Annotated in this window: 17 protein-coding genes and 1 tRNA gene; 12 read left to right on the forward strand and 6 right to left on the reverse strand. The window is 71.6% G+C overall.

The window, feature by feature from the left end:
• Positions 1-180: 180 nt before the first annotated feature.
• From Athai_RS17865 to Athai_RS17875, 3 genes are all read left to right on the forward strand, one after another.
• Positions 181-531 carry a DUF488 domain-containing protein gene (locus tag Athai_RS17865; RefSeq protein ID WP_203962528.1) on the forward strand — a complete coding sequence of 117 codons (351 nt, stop codon included), beginning with the start codon at positions 181-183 and terminating at the stop codon, positions 529-531.
• Positions 532-613: 82 nt separating this feature from the next.
• Entirely contained in the window at positions 614-1,237 is a 624-nt protein-coding gene (gene orn, locus Athai_RS17870; RefSeq protein ID WP_203962529.1) for an oligoribonuclease, read from the forward strand.
• 58 nt (positions 1,238-1,295) lie between these two features.
• A tRNA-His gene (locus tag Athai_RS17875) sits at positions 1,296-1,371 on the forward strand.
• A gap of 69 nt (positions 1,372-1,440) precedes the next feature.
• On the opposite strand, the gene Athai_RS17880 is transcribed toward Athai_RS17875, so the two are convergent.
• Positions 1,441-1,728, reverse strand: a complete 288-nt coding sequence (locus Athai_RS17880; protein ID WP_203962530.1) for a hypothetical protein — start codon at positions 1,726-1,728, stop codon at positions 1,441-1,443.
• A 589-nt stretch (positions 1,729-2,317) separates the two neighbouring features.
• Between Athai_RS17880 and Athai_RS17885 the strand changes: the two genes are divergently transcribed.
• On the forward strand, positions 2,318-3,313 hold the full coding sequence (locus tag Athai_RS17885; RefSeq protein ID WP_203962531.1) for a class I SAM-dependent methyltransferase: 996 nt from the start codon (positions 2,318-2,320) through the stop codon (positions 3,311-3,313).
• A 763-nt stretch (positions 3,314-4,076) separates the two neighbouring features.
• Here the strand turns inward: Athai_RS17885 and Athai_RS17890 are convergent.
• A complete protein-coding gene (locus Athai_RS17890; RefSeq protein WP_239157018.1) occupies positions 4,077-5,021 on the reverse strand; it encodes a cation diffusion facilitator family transporter in 945 nt (314 codons plus the stop codon).
• Between the two features lie 168 nt (positions 5,022-5,189).
• Here Athai_RS17890 and ctaD point away from each other — a divergent pair, with 168 nt between their 5' ends.
• From ctaD to Athai_RS17915, 5 genes are all read left to right on the forward strand, one after another.
• Positions 5,190-7,004, forward strand: coding sequence for an aa3-type cytochrome oxidase subunit I (gene ctaD, locus Athai_RS17895; protein ID WP_203962533.1), 1,815 nt, complete (start codon positions 5,190-5,192; stop codon positions 7,002-7,004).
• A 603-nt stretch (positions 7,005-7,607) separates the two neighbouring features.
• A complete protein-coding gene (locus tag Athai_RS17900) occupies positions 7,608-8,033 on the forward strand; it encodes an RlpA-like double-psi beta-barrel domain-containing protein (RefSeq protein ID WP_203962534.1) in 426 nt (141 codons plus the stop codon).
• Between the two features lie 11 nt (positions 8,034-8,044).
• Positions 8,045-8,656, forward strand: coding sequence for a cell wall protein (locus Athai_RS17905; protein ID WP_203962535.1), 612 nt, complete (start codon positions 8,045-8,047; stop codon positions 8,654-8,656).
• Between the two features lie 84 nt (positions 8,657-8,740).
• Complete coding sequence (locus Athai_RS17910) at positions 8,741-9,589, forward strand: MauE/DoxX family redox-associated membrane protein (protein ID WP_203962536.1); 849 nt, start codon at positions 8,741-8,743, stop codon at positions 9,587-9,589.
• A gap of 157 nt (positions 9,590-9,746) precedes the next feature.
• Positions 9,747-10,721, forward strand: a complete 975-nt coding sequence (locus tag Athai_RS17915; RefSeq protein ID WP_203962537.1) for a pirin family protein — start codon at positions 9,747-9,749, stop codon at positions 10,719-10,721.
• 93 nt (positions 10,722-10,814) lie between these two features.
• Here Athai_RS17915 and Athai_RS17920 read toward each other — a convergent pair whose 3' ends face one another.
• Together Athai_RS17920 and Athai_RS17925 are read right to left on the reverse strand one after the other, a co-directional pair.
• Positions 10,815-11,495 (reverse strand): HU family DNA-binding protein, encoded by a 681-nt coding sequence (locus tag Athai_RS17920; RefSeq protein ID WP_203962538.1) that lies wholly within the window; start codon positions 11,493-11,495, stop codon positions 10,815-10,817.
• 360 nt (positions 11,496-11,855) lie between these two features.
• Positions 11,856-12,509 (reverse strand): helix-turn-helix transcriptional regulator, encoded by a 654-nt coding sequence (locus Athai_RS17925; RefSeq protein WP_203962539.1) that lies wholly within the window; start codon positions 12,507-12,509, stop codon positions 11,856-11,858.
• Positions 12,510-12,631: 122 nt separating this feature from the next.
• Between Athai_RS17925 and Athai_RS17930 the strand changes: the two genes are divergently transcribed.
• Positions 12,632-13,498 (forward strand): oxidoreductase, encoded by an 867-nt coding sequence (locus Athai_RS17930; RefSeq protein ID WP_203962540.1) that lies wholly within the window; start codon positions 12,632-12,634, stop codon positions 13,496-13,498.
• A 94-nt stretch (positions 13,499-13,592) separates the two neighbouring features.
• Here Athai_RS17930 and Athai_RS17935 read toward each other — a convergent pair whose 3' ends face one another.
• Positions 13,593-14,558 (reverse strand): DapH/DapD/GlmU-related protein, encoded by a 966-nt coding sequence (locus tag Athai_RS17935; RefSeq protein ID WP_203962541.1) that lies wholly within the window; start codon positions 14,556-14,558, stop codon positions 13,593-13,595.
• Positions 14,559-14,883: 325 nt separating this feature from the next.
• Positions 14,884-15,357, reverse strand: a complete 474-nt coding sequence (locus tag Athai_RS17940; RefSeq protein ID WP_203962542.1) for a MarR family winged helix-turn-helix transcriptional regulator — start codon at positions 15,355-15,357, stop codon at positions 14,884-14,886.
• Between the two features lie 167 nt (positions 15,358-15,524).
• On the opposite strand from Athai_RS17940, the gene Athai_RS17945 reads away from it, so the two are divergent.
• A complete protein-coding gene (locus Athai_RS17945; RefSeq protein ID WP_203962543.1) occupies positions 15,525-16,022 on the forward strand; it encodes a universal stress protein in 498 nt (165 codons plus the stop codon).
• Positions 16,023-16,209: 187 nt separating this feature from the next.
• On the forward strand, positions 16,210-17,313 hold the full coding sequence (locus Athai_RS17950; RefSeq protein ID WP_203962544.1) for an LCP family protein: 1,104 nt from the start codon (positions 16,210-16,212) through the stop codon (positions 17,311-17,313).
• The last annotated feature ends 3 nt before the right edge of the window (positions 17,314-17,316 follow it).

Consider the following 17,316-nt stretch of genomic DNA (forward strand, 5'->3'; position numbering starts at 1 on the left):
GCGTGGACACGACCGGATCCCCGCGGCCGTCAGCCGGCCCCGGCCGTCGGACCCGCCCTCGGGCCCGGCCTCGTACCCGGGCGGCCGGCGAGACCGCGAAACCGGCGCAAGGCCGCGCCGCGGCGGCGATCCCGCCGATTTCGGCCCATCGGGCCGGTTGGCACGCAAAGATCTGTAGACATGATCGAGGTCAAGCGCGTGTACGACGAATCGGCCAGCACCGACGGCACCCGCGTGTTGGTCGACCGGCTCTGGCCGCGTGGCGTCGCGAAGGCGGACGCCGACTTCGAATGGGAGAAGGTGGTGGCTCCGTCCGATGCGCTGCGGATGTGGTACGCCCACATACCCGAACGATTCGAGGAGTTCAGCCGCCGCTACCGGGGTGAGCTGACCGACGCCGAGCGGTCGGCGGCCCTGGAACGGCTCTCCGGCATCGCCCGTAACGGCACGTTGACCCTGCTCACCGCCACCAAGGACCCGGAGCACAGCCAGGCCGCGGTGCTCCAGCAGGTCCTCGCCGAGCGGGTCTGACCGGGCCGCCGGACGGTCCGCGACCGGCCGACACGCACCTGGAGCTGGGCCGGCCGATCGCGGACGGCATAGGGTGTGCGATGTGACAGGACACCTCGTCTGGATCGACTGTGAAATGACCGGCCTCGACCTGCGCCGTGATGCGCTGATCGAGGTCGCGGTGCTCGTCACCGACTCCGAGCTGAACGTGCTCGGCGACGGTGTGGACATCGTGATCAAGGCCGACGACGCCCTGCTGGACTCGATGACCGAGGTCGTCCGGGACATGCACGCCAAGTCCGGGCTGACCGAGGAGGTCCGCGCGTCCAGCGTGTCGATGGCCGAGGCCGAGGATGCGGTGCTCGACTACATCCGCACCCACGTGCCGGACCGGCGCACCGCACCGCTGTGTGGGAACTCCATCGCCACCGACCGCGGCTTCCTCGCCCGGGACATGCCGCGGTTGGACGATTTCCTGCACTACCGGATGGTCGACGTCTCGTCGGTCAAGGAGCTGTGCCGCCGGTGGTACCCGCGGGCCTACTTCGGCCAGCCGCAGAAGGGGCTGGCGCACCGGGCGCTGGCCGACATCGAGGAGAGCATCCGGGAACTCGCGTACTACCGGAAGGCGATCTTCGTGCCACCGCCGGGACCGGACGTGGACACCGCGAAACAGATCGCAGCGTCGCTGTCCGCGAGCCCGGAAACGGACCCCGAAACCCCGTAGTCGGGTCGACCACAGCACCCGCTACTATGAACCGGCACGCCGATCCCGGCGTGCGATGGTGGCTGTAGCTCAGCTGGTAGAGCACCGGGTTGTGGTCCCGGGTGTCGTGGGTTCAAGTCCCATCAGTCACCCCACACGAGCGGCCTCGGTCCTGCGGGACCGGGGCCGTCGTCGTCCTCGCCGCCGGCCGGCGGCGGGCCGGGTCAGCGGCGCGGGGCGGAGAGCTTGACGACCGCGCCGAAGGCGCTCACCGCCACCCCGGCCAGCGTCGGCGCGGCGCCGACCGCGCCGCCGAGCATCCCGATCAGGACCGCACCGAGCACCGCGATGGCGCCGACCACCAGACAGCCGGCGGCCAGCCGGAACCGCCGGTTGGTGCCGCCGTCGTCCAGCGCCCGCCGGGGCGCCGGTGGCAGCAACTCCCCCGCGGCCGGCGGCTCGGGTGTCGGCGCCCGGGCCACCGTCGCCCGCCTGTCCAGAAGCAAGCGCATCCCGCAACCTCCTTCGCGAAATGCCCGGAGCGCCCCTGTCGTCATCGACTCGCGCCCGGTGCGCCAACCGGTTCCCCATGGTGCGTGAATATGATTATTGCACTCGGCGTCGACTTTGATGAATGTCGCGTACTCGCTCCGCCAAAACTCCCGAACGACGATTTTCCTCGAACCAACCGGGCTCGCTGACATCATCCTGACCTGGGAAAACAATGTGGCAACCAGGCCAGTTGAAACTATGCCAAAGGCTGCCTACAAGACCGCGCGACGCAATTTGTCGGCGCGCTTTCAGACAATCGGCGGGTCGGAATGCGCCGGACTGCGAGCTGGCGTTCCGACGGTGACGGGCCGGTCACCGGTACCTGCCGGACGGGCGTGCGACGGCACGCTACCCGGCGCACGCCCACCCGGGATCGGAACGCCGATCCCTCCGCGCGCCGGGTCCGCCGTGCAGGTGACGCACCGGCGGCCACCGGATCGCCGGGTTATCGGACGGTAATCTCGCGACCGCGAGTCGCAATTGACCGACGTCGATCGGTGACGCGACGAACCGCGGTACCGATCGATCAACGCCGAGCCTGGATTGGTCATGACACACCGTGTGGATGGGCGAGAACCGGCCGACTACGACAGCAACGGGTACGACTACCGCAGCTACTGGCTGGGCCGTGACTACGAGTCGCACGCCGAGCAGCGGGCCCTGGGCCGGCTGATACCCCGCTTGGACCACGTCGAGTGGTTCGCCGACCTGGGTGGCGGATTCGGCCGCAACCTGGCGCACTACGCCGACGTCGCCGAGCACGCGGTGCTCGTCGACTACTCGGCGAACAACCTGCGCACCGCCGAGGCGCGGCACTACGCCGCGGTCGACCGGGGCCGACTGCACCTGGTCCGCGCCGATCTGCGCGCGCTGCCGTTCGTCGACGACGCGTTCGACGCCGCGATGGTCGTCCGGGTGCTGCACCACCTGCCCGACCTCGACCGGTACCTGGCGGAGATGAGCCGCACCATCCGGGCGCGCTGGCTGCTGGACGTGCCGATCAAGCACCATCTGCTGGCCCGGCTGCGTGCCCTGCGGTACGGCTCGGGGGTGCGGTTGGACGACGCCGAGCCACAGCTCACCGGTACCACCGCGGGCGCGTTCCGGCTGTACCACCTGGGCGCGGTGCGCGGCTCGCTGAACGCGCTGGGCTGGGACACCACGCCGGTGGCCAGCGTGAACAACCTTCGACGCTGGGACCAGTGGCTGCCACGCCGGGCCACCGCGGCGCTGCAGGCACCGGTGGCCGGCATCGAGGCGGTCGCCCAGCGGGTCGGCCGTGGCTGGTGGGGACCGAGCCAGTTCGTGCTGGCCCGCCGCCGCGAGCCGGCCCGGCCGCGGTTGCGACCGGTGCCGGAGCAGACCCAGCCGCACACCCGGGGGCTCGCCGCGCGGATGGCGTGCCCGGCCTGCCGGGGCAGGCTGGACTGGACCGACTTCGCCGCGTTCTGCCGCCGCTGCGGCGTCTGCTACCGGCATCACGACGGGTTCTGGGACTTCGCGGCCGGAGTACCGGCCCCGGTGCCCGCCGCGGCGGTCGGCTGAGTTCGGGACCGCGGTACGCGCCGCGGAAACGACGGACGGCCCGGCGCGGGGGATGCGCCGGGCCGTCCGTCTCGTACCCGGCTGGTGCACCAGGGGGTTGCACACCAGCCACCGGGTCCGCCGGTGCGCCAGGGGGTTCCGCACCGACCGCTCGTACCAGGCTGGTGCGCCAGGGGGTCCCGCACCAACCGCTCGTACCAGGCTGGTGCGCCAGGGGGTCCCGCACCAACCGCACCGCGCTCGTGCACCAGGGGGTCGTGCACCAGCATCGGCTACCGACAGTAACGGTACGCCGAGTAACCACGATCGACCGCCATCTAGGCTCTGATCAGCTGGTGCGCTACCCCACATGAACGCGAGGACAACTCACAATCACTCTCTGTATAAGAATCGCTCGACTTCTGACACCGTTGTCGCGACGGTGCCGGCTCTCGGGGCAGGCGCGCGCTTCCCGCCGCTTCGGGCGGTACCGCAGGGTCTTTGGTCCTACCGGATCCGGTCCGAAGGGGCCAGGTTACGGAGCGCTGGCCGTGCATACGCTGTCTGCAGCGGCCACGGAGCCCGAACGCCTCTGGGGGGTGTGCGTTCGGGGCCGAGCCGCTACCGGGTCCGAACCTGGCTGATCGCGGCGACAGCCGATCTCGGCGCGGCCGCGGTGGCGTGAGCGATCCGCCCACCCGGGGGACGACCGGACCTGGCCCGCCTCCCGATGTTCTGGGGGGTGCATCGAGAGGCGGGCCCTTGCCGTCGCGGCACGCGACCGTCAGCGCGCCGGCCGGTGCACCGGACCATGGCTGCGCTCGCAGTACGGCTCGGCCACCGGCGCCGTGTCGGCGGGCTGGTGATCGACCTGCAGGGTGCTGTGGTCGACCTGGTAGTCGTCGCGCAGCAGCCGCTCCATCTCGCGCCGCACCCGGTGGCAGTCGTAGCCGGGGCGCACGAGCACGTGCGCGGACATCGCCGGTTCACCCGAGGTGATCGTCCACAGGTGCAGGTCGTGCACCTCCGCCACCCCGTCGCAGCCGGCCAGCCGCTTGCCCAGCGCGCCGGTGTCGGTACCGGCCGGGGCGGCCTCCAGGAAGATCCGGGCGGAGTCGCGCAGCAGACCGATCCCGGCCTTGGCCATCAGCGCCACGACGATCACCGTCGCGATGCCGTCCGCCCGGTCGAATCCGGTGAACAGCATGACGGCGCCGGCCGCGGCGGTGGCGATGAACGCGAACAGGTCGGTCAGGATGTGCTGGTACGCCCCGCGGACGTTCAGGCTGGTCCGGTTCGCACGGCCGATCAGCCAGGTGGCGGCGAGATTGACGACGATGCCGACGAGCGCGGTGCCGAGCACCAGCCCGCCGGCGACCGGCGGCGGCGCGATCAGCCGGCGAACCGCCTCGTAGCCGAGCCAGCCGGCGAGCAGCAGCAGGGTGAGCCCGTTCGCCTGGGCGGAAAGGATCTCCACCCGGCGCAGGCCGTAGGTGAAGCTGCCGCGCGGTGGTCGGGCGGCCAGCCGCATCGCGATCAGCGCGAGCACGATCGAGGCGGCGTCGGTGAGCATGTGCGCGGCGTCCGACAGCAGCGCGAGCGACGACGCGATCAGGCCGACCACGACCTCGCCCGCCATGTACGCCACGATCAGGGCGAGCGCGGCGGTCAGCAGCCGCCGATCGGCGTCGGCGGAGACCGCGTGGGTGTGTTCGTGTTCCGCTGCCACCCGGTCAATATATGAACACATTGCTATATGTGCAAACCAAGGCCGGCGGGCGCGCCACGAGATCCGGCAAAGGCTCCCGCAGTGCGGGATTGAGGTACTACGGTCCCAGTCAGGGCGTCACCGCAGTGACGCGCTCAGTACCCATGTCGATGTGCGGAGGACCGGGTAATGACCCTGACCACGCCGAGACCGCCAGGTGGCGAGATCACCCCGCGACCGATCGTGACCAGCCCCTGGCCGGTACACATCGCGCCGCACGGCTCCTGGCTGGCCCGCACGATCCGCACCACCGACGCGAAGCAGATCGGGATCATGTACATGGTCACCGCGTTCGGCTTCTTCATCGTCGGTGGCTTCCTGGCGCTGCTGATGCGCGCCGAACTGGCTCGGCCGGGCATGCAGTTCCTGTCCACCGAGCAGTACAACCAGCTGTTCACCATGCACGGCACGATCATGCTGCTGCTGTTCGCGACGCCGATCGTGTTCGCGTTCGCCAACTACGTCGTGCCGCTGCAGATCGGTGCGCCCGACGTGGCGTTCCCGCGGCTCAACGCGTTCGCCTACTGGCTCTACCTGTTCGGCGGGACCCTGGTGGTGGCCGGCTTCGCGACACCCGGCGGCGCCGCGGACTTCGGCTGGTTCGCCTACCAACCGCTGGCCAGCGTGACCAACTCGCCCGGCGCCGGCGCGGACCTCTGGTACATCGGCCTGATCATCTCGGGTCTGGGCACCATTCTGGGCGCGGTCAACATGGTCACCACCACGCTGACGCTGCGCGCGCCGGGCATGACGATGTTCCGGATGCCGCTGTTCACCTGGTCGATCCTGGTGACCAGCCTGCTGGTACTGATGGTGTTCCCGATCCTGGCCGCGGCGCTGTCCGCGGTGATGGCCGACCGGCAACTCGGCGCGCACGTGTTCGACTCCGGCACCGGCGGTGCGATCCTGTGGCAGCACCTGTTCTGGTTCTTCGGCCATCCCGAGGTGTACATCGTCGCGTTGCCGTTCTTCGGGATCATCTCCGAGGTGATCCCGGTGTTCAGCCGCAAGCCGCTGTTCGGCTACAAGGGCATGGTCGGTGCGCTGATCGGCATCGCCGCGCTGTCGATGACCGTGTGGGCGCACCACATGTTCGCCACCGGCCAGGTGCTGCTGCCGTTCTTCTCGTTCCTGTCGTTCCTGATCGCCATCCCCACCGGGATGAAGTTCTTCAACTGGATCGGCACCATGTGGCGCGGCCAGATCACCTTCGAGTCGCCGATGATGTTCGCGATCGGCTTCCTGGTCACGTTCCTGCTCGGTGGGTTGTCCGGGGTGCTGCTGGCGTCGCCGGCGATCGACTTCCACGTGTCCGACACGTACTTCGTGGTGGCGCACTTCCACTACGTGCTGTTCGGCACGATCGTGTTCGCCGTCTACGCCGGGGTCTACTTCTGGTTCCCGAAGATGACCGGCCGGATGATGGACGAGCGGCTCGGCAAGCTGCACTTCTGGCTGACGTTCATCGGCTTCCACAGCACCTTCCTGGTGCAGCACTGGCTCGGCGCCGAGGGCATGCCCCGGCGGTACGCCGACTACCAGGCCAGCGACGGTTTCACCACGCTGAACACGATCTCCACGATCGGCGCGTTCATCCTCGGAGTGTCGCTGCTGCCGTTCCTGTGGAACGTCTACAAGTCGTACAAGACGGGCCCGGTCGTCGAGGTCGACGACCCGTGGGGCTACGGCAACGGGCTGGAGTGGGCGACCAGTTGCCCGCCGCCGCTGCGCAACTTCGACCGGATGGTGCGCATCCGCAGCGAGCGCCCGGCCTTCGACCTGAAGTACCCGGAGCTGATGGACCAGCCGCCGACCACCACGCCGACGATCGACGACGCGCTCGCGGCGGAGCGGAGGGCACTGGCCGGTGAACGCGACACCTCCGGCGCCGAGGACCCCGGATCCGGCCGGCGCGCCGGCGGTTCGCACCGCGCCGAGGAGTAGCGGCGAGCTCACCAACGTGGCGGGTACCCGGCGGGTGCCCGCCACGTTCGTACCCACCAGAGCCGTCCACTTCGGACCATCCACATTAGACTGTCTAGTATGGACAGATCTGCCGCGGTCGGCGGCGGGCGCGGCGGCGGCCGAGACATCGAGGTCGTCGGGGTCGCGCGGCCGTCAGACCGTTCTGTCCATTTGTAGCATGGTTTGTCATCACCGTTACGTACTCTCCCGTGCACCCTGTGGAGTCTCTCCGTAGAAAATTTCCGTCTATTACCGTATTGACGGATGACATCTTCGTTGACAGGATTTGCTCGTTACCCGACTTACTGTCGCTCCACCGATGACCACAGCGGAGGTCAGATGCGGCAGCACCCACCCCCAGCAGTCGAGGTCGACTGACCACACCGACCGGCGAGCCGGCACCCCCTCCGCCGCACTCGCCCGCACCGCCGCCGTACGGCGGTGCAGCCCCCGGTCACCCGCTCCCCCACGGGTGGCCGGCATCCTCGCGGTTCCGCGCCCGAGTGCACCCGCCCGCGCCGGTCGACGGCGCCCCGGTACCGCCCTTCCGCGCGGATCGCCCGTCCACGAAGGGAGTCCGTCATGGGCTGTTCCAACAGCAGCGCACCGGCCTACGGGGAGATGTCCTGGTTCTGCTGCGGCGGTTCCTGGGGACCGTGCTCCTCGGCCGGCGGCGGCGCCTGCGGCAACTGCAACTCCGGGTCGCACCAGTGCGCCTGGCCGCACGCCTCGGACGCGTGCTACTCCATCACCCAGCCGTACAACTGCGGGCACAACCTCGCCCTGCGCGGCTGCGGGCACGTCTTCTACATCACCAACCGGTGCACCGGCGGGTGCGTGTCGGCCAGCGTCGCCGACTGCGGCCCGAACACCCACCTGTTCTGCGGCGAGCGGCACTGCTGCGGCTCGACCTGCGGTACCGACCGGCTCATCGATCTGACGCCGTCGGCGTTCAGCGCGATCGCCAGCCTGTCCAGCGGCCTGTTGCCGTGCCGGATCGACAGCTGAGGAGGCATCAGATGACCACCGCCATGGACCGCCGCCGGCTGCTCACCTCCGCCGTACTGGGCAGCGCCGGCATCGCCGGCGCCACCGCCCTCGGTTCGCTCGCACCGGAAACCGCGAACGCCGCCCCGGCCGCCGCGTTCACCCCGGGCGAGGTCGACCCGAACTTCGCCGAGGGCCGCGTCACCGGCATCAAGGACCACGTCCTGCTCGTCACCGGCTCGGACAACGTGCTGCACCGCATCCAGGTCACCAGCGGGACGAGCATCTGGAAGCTGCACCCGACGACGTTCGAGGCGGTCGCCGTCGGTGACGGGCTCTACGCCCGGGGCGTCCCGCTGCCGGGCGGCGCGCTCGGCGCCGACTCGCTGTGGGTCAACATCGTCAGCATGTCGGTCGAGATCACCGCGATCGGCAACTCCTGGCTGCACCTCAACCACAACGGCAGCAAGGTGATCGGGCACGTGGTGCCCGGCCGCACTGCCGCGGTGTACCGGGACGCGCCGACCACCGGCGACCTGTCCAAGTTGCGGATCGGCCGGCACGTGCACATCATCGGCGCCTGGCGGCCGGACACCAACGAGGTCGACCTGGCCACCATCTACGCGGGCACGGTGGCGGCATGAACGGCGCCCGCCGGACGGCCGGGGAGCCGACATGAGTGCCGCCGACGCACGCGGTGCCCGGAGCCGCACCGCCGGGGAGGCGAGATGAGTACCGCGCTGCCGGCCGCCGTCGCGGGGGCGGCACCGGTCCTCGTCGCCGGCGTGTTCGTGGTGTCCGGCCGGGTCAAGGTGGCCAGCCGTACCGCCCGCTCGCGGGCCGCCGGGTCGGCGCTCGGCACGCTGGTCGGCAAGGACCGGGCCGCCACCGTGTACGGCGGGGTCGGCGTCGCCGAGGTCGCGATCGCCGCGCTGCTGCTCGCCGGTGGTCTCGCCACCTGGTGGCCAGCGCTGGCCGTACCGGCGCGGGTCGCGGCCGGCGCCGCGGCGGTGGCGGCGGCCGGCTTCCTGGGCTACCTCGGGTACGCCCGGATCGCCGCTCCCGGCTCCTCCTGCGGTTGCGTCAGTGCCCGGTCGGCCCCGGTGACCTGGCGCAGCTTCGTCCGCGCCGGGGCGCTGCTGGCGGTGGCGCTGGTGGCGGTGGCCGCGCCGGTCTCGTGGCCGACCGCACTCGCGAGCCATCCGTACCCGGTGGTCGCCGCGCTGGCGCTCGGCGGCCTGGCGATGCTGCTGCTGTCGCCGGAGGCGGAGCACGCGTGGCTGCTGCCGCTGCGCCGGCTGCACGCCAGGGTGCGGCCGCATCCGCTGGCCGGCCTGGCGTACGACCTGCCGCTCGCGTCGACGCTGCGCCAGCTGGAGGCGAGTGAGAGCTACCGCGGTGTCGGTGCCCGGCTGCGCAGTGACGTGCTGGAGCACTGGGACGAAGGCGAGTGGCGGATCGTCTGCTACCACGCGGAGGGCGACCAGACGGCGGTGTTCGCGGTGCCGCGGTTGCGGTACGACCCGGATGCCGTACGGCTCGCCCTCGTCGACGACCCGCTGGTGGCCACCGCCTGAGGGTGGATTGGGCCGGTGTGCACGGGTACGCCCGGTGCGCACCGGCCTCCTTCGTGCCCACGGAAGCTACTTGTCTAGCGGAATATTGCGACAGCAACTAAGGTTGGCGGAGACAGGGCGCCGGACCCACCGGCGCGGCAACCGCAAGGAGTACGCCATGCCAGCCGTCACCGTGGCCAACCCGCTGGTGCTGCCCCGGGTGCCGGACAGCGATCCGACCGCCGCGCCGCGCCCGGTGCGGTCGGTGACCACCGCGCCGTCGGGCTTCGAGGGCGAGGGGTTCCCGGTCCGCCGCGCGTTCGCCGGCGTCGACCTGCGCGACCTCGACCCCTTCATCCACATGGACCAGATGGGCGAGGTCGAGTACGCCCCGGGCGAGCCGAAGGGCACGCCGTGGCACCCGCACCGCGGCTTCGAGACCGTCACGTACATGATCGACGGCACCTTCCAGCACCGGGACAGCAACGGCGGCGGCGGCCTGATCACCGACGGCGACACCCAGTGGATGACCGCCGGCGGCGGCATCCTGCACATCGAGAAGCCGCCGGAGGAACTCGTCGTGTCCGGCGGGCTGTTCCACGGCGTCCAGCTGTGGGTCAACCTGCCGCGACGGCTGAAGCTGACCGAGCCGCGCTACCAGGACATCCGCGGCGGCGAGGTGGCGCTGCTGTCGTCGCCCGACGGCGGCGCGCTGATCCGGGTCATCGCCGGCGAACTCGCCGGGCACGCCGGTCCCGGCGTCACCCACACGCCCATCTCGCTGGTCCACGCCACCATCGCGGCCGGCGCCGAGCTCCGGCTGCCGTGGCGCAAGGACTTCAACGCCCTGGTGTACGTGCTCGCCGGGCGCGGCACGGTCGGCGCCGAGCGGCGCCCGGTACGGGCCGGCCAGCTCGCCGTGTACGGACCCGGCGACGTACTCGGCGTCGCCGCCGACCAGGCGCAGGAGTCGCGCAGTCCGGAGCTTTCGGTACTGCTGCTCGGCGGTCAGCCGATCCGCGAGCCGATCGCGGCGTACGGGCCGTTCGTGATGAACACCCGGCGCGAACTGGTCGAGGCGTTCGAGGACTTCCAGGCGGGCAAACTCGGCACCATTCCGGCCGAGCCGCACCCGGGCCACGACGTGCTCTGAGCGGACCACACCGCCCCACCGACGATTCGGGGCCATCGAGCTACTCGCTCGATGGCCCCGAATCGCGCTGCTGGTGCCGAGGATGTCTCGCGTTCAGCGCTTGCGCGGCGACCGGGCCGTCGTCTTCTTCGCCCCGGTCGTCTTGCGGGCCGCGGTCTTACGAGTGGCGGCACCCTTCTTGGCCACCGCGCGCTTGGCCGTCGTCTTCTTCGCCGCCGCGGTCTTCCGCGCCGGCGCCGCCTTGCGGGCCGTCGTCTTCTTCGCCGCCGCCTTGGCGGTGGTCTTCCTCGCGGTCGTCTTCGCCGGCGCCTTCTTGGCGGTGGTCTTCTTCGCCGCGGTGGTCTTCCTCGCCGCCGCGGTGCTCTTCCTCGCGGCCGTGGTCTTCTTCGCCGCCGTGGTCCTCTTCGCCGCCGTCGCCTTCTTGGCGGTGGTCTTCTTCGCCGCGGTCTTGCTCGCGGCGGCCTTCTTCGCGGTCGTCTTCTTCGCCGCGGCGACCTTCTTCTTCCCGGTCACCACGTCCTTGAAGGCCTGCCCCGGGCGGAATGCCGGCACCGAGGTCTTGCGCACCTTCACCGTCTCGCCGGTGCGCGGATTGCGCGCGGTGCGCGCCGCCCTGGCCCGCTTCTCGAAGACACCGAAACCGGCCAGCGAAATTTTCCCGCCCTTGGACACCGTGCGCTGGATCTCGTCGAGCACCGCATCCAGCGCCGTGGCGGCCTGTTTCCGGTCGCCGATGCGCGCGGTCAGCGCCTCGATCAGCTCTGCCTTGTTCACGACAACTCCCGTCAGCTATTGGGCATCTGACTGCCTCGCGTTCACAGTATGCACGCCAAACGGCCACTGACCAAACAGGACTAGAGATATTCCTCCCGTGTAGCAGCGCTTTTGCATTCGGCTGGACCGTCCTATCCAGACAATGATTCAGTGGAATCGGTTGGGCGCCAACGACATTCCGGTGCACCGTTAAGCACCTCGGAAGCCGCCGACCGGCTCGGAAAATTCTCCGGCCGGGGCCCGCCGAGTCGGCCGGGTCGCGGCCGAAAGTGGGCGGCACCGTCGATCCGGCCGGCCCGTGTCGCGCGGCCACCCGGATCCGCTGCGACCGTTGGCGATCGGTGCCGGCGACCGGTTCGCTCAGCGAACCAGCGTGCGCGCCAGCACCCCGGCCTGGAACCGGGATTCCGCACCCAGCAGGCGCATCAGCTCCGCCACCCGGCGTCGGTAGGTGCGCACGCTCAGGCCCAGCGACCGTGCCGCCGCCTCGTCGGTACGGCCGGCGGCCAGCTCGCGCAGCACCGCACGAGCCGGTTCCGCGAGCACCGGCACCGGATCTCGCCGCCATTCGCCGAGTGGCACCGCGTGGTCCCAGGCCGCGGCGAACAGCGCCCGAACGCCGGCGACCAGCCCCGGGTCGGGCAGCACCCGGAAGGTGCGCACGCCATCGACCGGCGGTTCGGCGAGGATCGCGATCCGCCGGTCCAGAATGATCGTCTCGTGCGGCAACTCGGCCCGGCAGATTCGCACCTCGACGCCGGCCGCGTCCAGCCGGGCCAGCTCGTCGGCGTCGGCCGGATCGGCCAGCGCGACCGCGGTGAACAGCTTGCGCGCCAGCAGCCCGCGCTCGCGAGCGGCGCCCACCCGCCGCCCCACGCCCGAACGCAGCCGGGTTCTCGACCAGGTGTGCAGATCGGTTGCCGCGCAGAGGAACTCCGCCGAGGCGCTATCGAACAGGTGGCCGGCGCGGGCGACCAGCTCGTGCTCACCGCGGACCGTCAGGACCTCGTTCACCCCTGAATTCTAGGTTCCCGCGGACAGCGGCCCCTCACCGCCGACGGGCCGGCCGCGCCAGCCGGTTGGCAGCAAGCTGCCAGCGGGGTGCCGCCGCGCGGCGGCGACGGCAGGCTGGCGGCATGACCAACGACTTCCTGCTCGGCGGCGACACACCGGTCCGGCGCGTCGGGCTCGGCGCGATGCGCCTGGTCGCCCGCGGCCACCAGGGACCCGCGGTGCCGACCGAAGACGCGCTCGCCACCCTGCGCAGCGCGGTGGAACTCGGCATCGATCACCTCGACACGGCCGACTTCTACCGCTACCGGACAGCCACCGCGAACCAGCTGATCCGGACCGCGCTGCGACCGTACCCGGCGGGCCTGGTGCTCGCGACGAAGGTGGGGCCGGTGGCCACCCCCGCCGGACCGCCACGGCAGGGCACCGCCGCCGACCTGGTCCCCTCGGTCACCGCCAACCTGCGCAGCCTCGGGGTGGACCGGCTGGATCTGGTGTACCTGCGCATCGGCGGCATCGACGGTCCACCGGACGAGTCGATCGAGGAACGGTTCACGATCCTCGCGCGGCTGCGCGAGGAGGGCCTGATCCGGCACCTGGGGCTCAGCAACGTCTCCGCTGGCCACCTGGCCGAGGCGCGCCGGATCGCGCCCGTGGCGGCGGTACAGAACCGGTACGGCTGGGGCGACACCGGCGACGATGCGCTGCTCGCGGAGTGCGCGGCGGCCGGGATCGGCTACGTGCCGTTCTTCCCGCTCGGCGGTGGTCGGCGACCGCTCGCCGACCCCGCGTTGCGGAAGGTGGCGCGCCGGCACGGGGTCGCGGTGGCCACGGTGGCGTTGGCCTGGCTGCTGGACCGGTCCGCCACCGTGCTGGCGATCCCCGGTACCGCCTCGCCCGCCCACCTGGCGGAGAACGTGGCCGCGGCCGGGCTGGCCCTCTCCGACGCCGACCGTGCCGAACTCGGCACGCCGGCCACGGCGGCGCGCTGACCGGCCGGCGAGGCACCGCCGGCCGGGTCGATCGTCGCCGGCCGGCGACCGGGGTCGGCACCAGGCGGGCCACGGCCGGGTGGCCCGGACGTGCTCAGGGCGAGGCGGGCAACAGCCAGGGCGGGCGGGACGGCCCGGAGTGCAGCGTGCCGATCCGCCGACCGGGCCGACCGTCCACGATGGCCAGCGGGCCGAAGGCGGCGCCCGCCGGTACCCGGGTGCCGGCCCGCACCAGGGTGCCGGGGCCGAGATGCGCCCCCGGCTCCACCACCACGCCGGGTTCCAGCACGCTGCGCGCGCCGATCCGGGCACCGTCGATCCGGACACCGGGGCCGATCACCGCGGCGTCCTGGACGACCAGATCCTCGTCGCCGTCGGCGCGCAACACGGCATGCTCCAACGCCTGCACCCCGGCGCCGAGCCGGATCTGCCCGCCGTCGCCGGCGACGAGCCGGGCCGCGATGCCGAGCAGGCAGCCGGTACCGAGCTCGACGTCACCGACGACCTGGGTGGCGTCCGCATCGGACCGGACCGCGTCGTGCCCGTCGATCGGCGGTACCGCAACGGGCACCCGGACCGGTCGGCCGACCCGCCGGTGCAGTGGGTGGTCGGTGAGCGGGGTGTCCGGGCGGGCGCCGTCGGCGCCGGTGGCCGAGCGCACCGCGTGCGCCGACCGGCCGGACACCACGGTACCGGCGGGGACCACGGTGCCGGCCGGCACCAGCGTGCCGTCCGCGAGCACGCAGCCGTCGCCCAGCCAGGCGCCGGGCAGCAGCACGCAGCCCGCACCGATCCGGCACAGGTCGCCGATCCGGGCGCCGAGCACGGTGACGCCGGCGCCCAGGACGCTGCCCTGGCCGACCGCGGTCGGATGCCGGCGGTCCCCCCAGACCGTCGCGTGCGCACCGATCCGGGCGTGATGGCCCAGCCGTACCGCCCCCTCGTGGGAGCGCACCACGCTGCCGGCCGCGAGCCGGACCCCGACGCCGAGCCACAGCTCGCCCACGATCACGGCCGACTCGGCCACCTCGACACGGGAATCCGCCGAGCTGAGACTCATGGACGTTCCTCCTTCGTCGGAAGGTCCACGAGACACCGGCTCGCCCGATGCTCATGATTCGCTCGCGGTGGCTCGCGCATAGCATCACCCCCCGGTTCACGAGGCCGGTTCCGGCTCGGTCTGTGTCGTCGGAACCGATCCCTGCGGCCGGTACGGGCGGTGCTCGACGCCGTCGGCGAGCCGGCCTACTCCCGACGGTAATCCACCGAAAGCCTTGCCGTGGCGCGGATCGAACATCCCGTACCCGGTCGAGACGGGCGGCCGGGCACGGCCGGGGCGGCGGTCACGCTGCGCACCGCCACGTACCGGCGTCCACAAGGGACGGTCAGGGGGTCGCGCTGAGCCGGTCCAGCAGGTCGGTCAGCCGACGCAGCAACGGGATGCAGCTGTCCCGCTCGGCACCGGACATGTCGCTCCAGGCCTGCCCGAGCAGGTCGCGAAACAGGCCGCCGGCGTGCTCCAGCGTCCGTTCGCCACGCTCGGTGAGACGCAGCACCGAACCACGCGCGTCGCACGGGTCCACCGCGCGGACCACCAGCCCGCGGCTGACCAGCGTGCGTACCGTGCGGGTGGCGGTCGGCTGGGCCACCCCGATCGCCGCCGCGACCGCGCCGACGCCCTTGACCCCGGTCTGCGCGATCGCGTCCAGCGCGACCAGCTGCGCGGCGGACAGGTCGGACAGCTGGCTCTGCACCCGGCCGCGGGTGCGCCGGGCGGCCTGGATCAGCGCGATCAGCGCCGCCGCGAACTCGTCCACCCCCGGCTCGGCCGGCGCCGCACTACCCCGTTTCGTAGGCACGGTGTCGATGATCCCGCATCGCCGGCCACCACCGGTTGCGGGCGCCGGCACAGATGCATAGCCTCCTATGCACACGGCACGCAGACGCGACGTAAAGGGGCCTCGCAGAACGGCGCCGACACCGTTCTGTCCGGACCCCCAGGCACTCGGCGAGACGGGTGGTCGACATGACGGTGGGCAGCGAGGGGCGGCACGACACGGCGCCCTGGACGGGTGCCCCGGCACGCATCATGGTCGGCGTCGACGGCAGCAGCGCCGGCCAGGCGGCACTGCTGGCGGCGCAGGCCGAGGCCGCCGCGTTCGACCTGCACGTGGTGGCGGTGCACGTGCGCCGCGGGTTGACCCCGGTGGAGGCGCTGGGTTCCGGTTTCGCCGGGCTGGCCGGGGCGTGCTGGCTGGACTGCCGGGACGACGCCGAGCTGTCCGCCTGGCTGGACAGCGTTCAGCTGCTGGAGGCCACCGGGCTGTCCTGGGAGTTCGTGGTACGGGAGGGCGAGCCGGCACAGCAGCTGCGAGCGGTGGCGGCCGAGCTGCCGGTCCGGTCGATCTATCTGGCCGCGCGCCCCCGACCGTGGTGGCGGCGCGGGCTGCACCACTGCCCCGCTCGGGCGCTGGCGCGCCGGGCCGGTTGCCCCGTCCGGGTGGTCAGCTACTCGGGCGAGTGAATCCCCGGTAAACGCGCGCCCACTCGGCGGGTTCCCAGCTACGGCGGGTATGTTCCCCCCAGCCCGTGTCGCGCGCCTCCACACCGGCGCGAGATGTACCGTTTTGGGTGGTGGGTCGGCCGCGTTGGCCGGTCCCCGGCATCTCGCCGACCAGCCGAAACGCCCATGAGCGCACAGGGAGGTTCCGGTGGGCCGACATCACCCGTCCGACACGCCGGGTCCGCCGACCAAGCGCCGGCACGCCCCGTGGTGGGCGCGGTTGTCGCTGGTGTTCGGCGTGATCCTGGTCGTGTTCAGCGGCGGCAGCTTCGCTGCCGGGTCGATCGTGCTCAACCGGGTCAACCACGCACTGCCGAGCAGCAACCTGATCGGCGACGGCGCCCGCAAGCACAAGGCGGGCTCCGACGTGAAGGGACCGCTGGACATCCTGCTCGCCGGCTCCGATCTGCGCGACTCATGGAAGAAGGACGGGCAGAAGCCGCGGACCGACTCGATCATGTGGCTGCACATCCCGGCCTCGATGGACTACGCGTACCTGCTGTCCCTCCCACGCGACCTGCGGGTCCAGATCCCGGCCGACAAGCACACCGGCTTCCTGGGCGGGCAGGACCGGCTGAACGCCTCGTTCCCGGACGGGATGAAGGACGTCAACGACACGGCGGGCGGCATGAGCCTGCTCAGCCGTACCGTGTCGAACCTGACCGGCGTCGAGTGGGACATGGCCGGCCTGGTCAACTGGGACGGGTTCAAGGAGATCACCAAGTCGCTCGGCGGCGTGACGATGTGCCTGGACCAGGGGTTCACCAGTCACCAGCCGGGCTTCACCAACGGGCCGCCACTGACCTTCCCGAAGGGCTGCCACCACTACGACGCGGACAAGGCGCTCAAGCTGGTGCGGCAGCGCGACGACCTGCCCGGCGGCGACTACGGCCGGCAGAAGCTGCAGCAGCAGTTCATCAAGCAGATCCTCAAGCAGGCCACCAGCAAGGGCGTGGTGAGCAACCCGACGAAGGTCAACGATCTGATCGGCGCGGCCGGCAAGTCCATCACCCTCGACCTCGGCGGGTACCAGCTGGTCGACGTGGCGCTGGCGCTGCGCGGCATCACCGCCGACAAGATCGTGACGTTGCAGATCCCGCACTACGCGATCGGCCAGGGCAACGGATACCAGGGTGAGGGGCTGCAGAAACCGCTCGGCCCGAAGCTGTTCCAGGCGATGCGCGACGACACCATCTCCGACCTGCTCGCGGCGCACCCCGAGCTGGCCTCCAAGGTGCCGGGCGGGTCCTGACCG

The sequence above is a fragment of the Actinocatenispora thailandica genome (assembly GCF_016865425.1).
GTDB lineage: Bacteria > Actinomycetota > Actinomycetes > Mycobacteriales > Micromonosporaceae > Actinocatenispora > Actinocatenispora thailandica.

Coding starts and splice junctions, on each gene's coding strand:
- Athai_RS17865 (WP_203962528.1), top strand. CDS start 181: ATGATCGAGGTCAAGCGCGTGTACGACGAATCGGCCAGCACCGACGGC.
- Athai_RS17880 (WP_203962530.1), bottom strand. CDS start 1,728: ATGCGCTTGCTTCTGGACAGGCGGGCGACGGTGGCCCGGGCGCCGACA.
- Athai_RS17885 (WP_203962531.1), top strand. CDS start 2,318: ATGACACACCGTGTGGATGGGCGAGAACCGGCCGACTACGACAGCAAC.
- ctaD (WP_203962533.1), top strand. CDS start 5,190: ATGACCCTGACCACGCCGAGACCGCCAGGTGGCGAGATCACCCCGCGA.
- Athai_RS17900 (WP_203962534.1), top strand. CDS start 7,608: ATGGGCTGTTCCAACAGCAGCGCACCGGCCTACGGGGAGATGTCCTGG.
- Athai_RS17905 (WP_203962535.1), top strand. CDS start 8,045: ATGACCACCGCCATGGACCGCCGCCGGCTGCTCACCTCCGCCGTACTG.
- Athai_RS17910 (WP_203962536.1), top strand. CDS start 8,741: ATGAGTACCGCGCTGCCGGCCGCCGTCGCGGGGGCGGCACCGGTCCTC.
- Athai_RS17915 (WP_203962537.1), top strand. CDS start 9,747: ATGCCAGCCGTCACCGTGGCCAACCCGCTGGTGCTGCCCCGGGTGCCG.
- Athai_RS17930 (WP_203962540.1), top strand. CDS start 12,632: ATGACCAACGACTTCCTGCTCGGCGGCGACACACCGGTCCGGCGCGTC.
- Athai_RS17935 (WP_203962541.1), bottom strand. CDS start 14,558: ATGAGTCTCAGCTCGGCGGATTCCCGTGTCGAGGTGGCCGAGTCGGCC.
- Athai_RS17945 (WP_203962543.1), top strand. CDS start 15,525: ATGACGGTGGGCAGCGAGGGGCGGCACGACACGGCGCCCTGGACGGGT.